The organism is Brevundimonas sp. GW821-FHT10E09 (assembly GCF_058809375.1).
The window spans coordinates 1-1363 of record NZ_JBXASO010000034.1; the positions used below are offsets into that span (position 1 = coordinate 1).

General features: G+C 63.0%; 2 protein-coding genes. Both read right to left on the bottom strand.

Features of this window, described 5'->3' with window-relative positions; translation table 11 throughout:
• The coding region (locus tag AC1RSI_RS16685) for a hypothetical protein (protein ID WP_291753180.1) at positions 1-213 on the bottom strand (213 nt) is incomplete at its 3' end.
• Positions 214-261: 48 nt separating this feature from the next.
• Positions 262-1287 (bottom strand): IS110 family RNA-guided transposase, encoded by a 1026-nt coding sequence (locus AC1RSI_RS16690; RefSeq protein WP_008258776.1) that lies wholly within the window; start codon positions 1285-1287, stop codon positions 262-264.
• Between the last annotated feature and the right edge of the window lie 76 nt (positions 1288-1363).

Here is a 1363-nt window from a genome sequence, read left to right on the forward strand (position 1 = left end):
TCTGTGGACGCCCCCTTCAGCGCAAGAGTGATTTTCGGGAATTTCTGACACGTAGTCGGATGCTGCCATCTGTCCGGCCTGTTGATGCGGTCGCTCAAAGACCGCTGGCCTGTATGGGAGTTCGCGGATCCGGTCCAAATCACCCACGGCGTGCTCGAAGCACAGTGGAAAGCCCTGGTTTTCCTGATCCCGTCTCGCCGACTGTTGCGCCATACGCTCCTTCGCTCATCCCTACGCTTCGACGTCTCGCGGTCGTGCTGGCTAGGCCGACACGACCGGAGCTCGGTAGACATCGCCCTTGGCCAAGAGCGCCCAGACTATGCGGGCGTTCTTGTTCGCCAAGGCGACGATGACCAACATCTTGGGCTTTCTCTCCAGCATCTGGCTCAGCCAGGAACCTGCTGGCGCGCCCCGAATGACGGCCTGTTTGATCACCGCGCTGGCCCCGATGGTCAGCAGCCGTCGAAGCGTTCGCTCGCCCATCTTGGTGATCGCGCCGAGCTTCTGCTGACCGCCGGTGGATCGTTGTCGCGGCGTCAGTCCCAGCCAGGCGGCGAAGTGCCGACCGCTCTTGAAGGCTTCGGGTGACGGGGCCAGTGCGACCAAGGCTGTAGCTGTGATGGGACCGATCCCGGGAATGGTCATCAGTCGACGCGCAACCGGATCGTTCTTGGCCCGGGAAGCAATCTCCGCATCGAGCACGGCGATCTGCTGGTCCAGCGATCGGAGGGTCGAGACCAGGACGAGAAGAATCGTCCGCGCGGCGGTTGGAAGCGCCTCTGCCGGATCTTCGACGCGCGCGATCAACCTATCGACGTGCGGAACGCCCTTGGGAACAATCCAGCCGTATTCGGCCAGGTGACCGCGCAGGGCGTTGATCGTCTGGGTTCGCTGCCGGACCAGAAGGTCGCGGGCCCGAAAGACCACGCTGCTGGCCTGCTGCTCCTCCTCCTTCAGCGGCACGAACCTCATACTGGGGCGCTGCGCCGCCTCACAGATGGCTTCGGCATCGGCCGCATCGTTCTTCTGACGCTTCACGAACGGCTTTACATAGATGGGCGGGATCAATCGGATCGTATGACCCTGGCGGGCCAGCTCACGCCCCCAGTAATGGGCGCCGGCGCAGGCCTCCATCGCCACCACGCAGGGCGACAGGCCAGCGAAGAACGCCAGCAATCGGCCTCGACCCAACTTCTTGCGAAACACCACCTCGCCCGAGGCATCAGCGCCATGCGCTTGAAAGATGTTCTTGGCGAGATCCAGACCGACAGTGCTAACTTGTTCCACGGACGCCTCCTTCGAGTGCTGTTCAACACCTCACTCTGGCACATAGATGCCGTCGGGGGGCGTCCACCCCATCACC